This window comes from Paenibacillus sp. 2TAB19 (assembly GCF_052115185.1).
Classification (GTDB): Bacteria; Bacillota; Bacilli; order Paenibacillales; family Paenibacillaceae; genus Pristimantibacillus.
Genome location: NZ_JBFRGE010000204.1, coordinates 1 through 1,061, shown reverse-complemented (window position 1 = coordinate 1,061; position 1,061 = coordinate 1). Strand labels below are relative to the sequence as shown.

1 protein-coding gene is annotated in these 1,061 nt (G+C 49.1%); it reads left to right on the top strand.

Annotation, left to right across the window (positions count from 1 at the left end):
* On the top strand, window positions 1-814 hold an 814-nt coding region (locus AB4Z33_RS31000; protein ID WP_442053584.1), incomplete at its 5' end, for a sugar ABC transporter substrate-binding protein.
* Window positions 815-1,061: the final 247 nt, after the last annotated feature.

The following is a 1,061-nucleotide window of genomic DNA, read 5'->3' as shown; positions in this document are numbered from 1 at the left end:
TCCTTACTATGAGACGGTAACACAAGCTGCGCTGGAGGCGGCGGAGAAATATAAAACGAGGTTGATCGTCAAAGCGCCGGATGAAGCTAATCTAGAGCAGCAAATTCGAATGATGGAGACGATGATTGCTCAGGATGTAGATGGCATTGCCATAGATCCAATCGACGCCGAAGCGCTTACTCCCATCATTGACAAAGCGATTATGGCTGGTATTCCTGTCATTACTTTCGAGTCGGACTCCCCTGCCAGCAAACGTCTGGCGTTCATCGGTACGGACAATTATAAGGCTGGCGAGCAGATGGGTCAGATGGTCGATCAGCTGTTGAAGGGCCGAGGAATGATTATTGTCGAGACCGGCATAACGAAGATGAGGAACGAGCAAGAGCGACTAAGCGGAATGCTTGCTTATTTGGAAGCGCAGACGGATATTCAAGTGCTGGAAGTGAAGTACAACGAAGGCAACGAAACTGTCGCATTGACGGAGCTAGAGGCGATGATTGATGCGCATCCGCATTTCGACGGCTTCGTTGCCATCGATGTCATATCCGGATCAACATCTGTCCTCGTATGGAAAGCACAAGGCCTGAATCGTTACGCGCTTACCTTCGGCATGATGCCCGAGATTGCCGAAGCTTTGCGCAATGGGCAGCTAACAGCAGCGCTCTCACAGAACGAGCATATGTGGGGGACGCGTATTATCGAGATACTGGAGCAAGCCGCTAACGGCGACGAAATTCCGGGTTGGATCGAGACGGGAACGAGCGAAGTGACGATTGAGGATGTAACAGATGTATCTCCGTCTCCATCGCAGTAGTCGAGGCAATGGAAATGCTGGGGTCGATTAGCGGTATATATGAGGTGAATCTGCTGAATACCGCAAATTGTATGCGAAATATCATACAAAATTTGCGGTATTCCTATCGTTCTGGTAGCGTCAAGAAGTTTGTGTAAGAAGGTAGGAATATCCATCGAGACGATGGGTAACTGTTATGTCTGAATGTTCTGACGTTTTTGCAGGTAGGGGGTCAGCCCCACCATAGATTTGGGAGTTATTGGTTAAT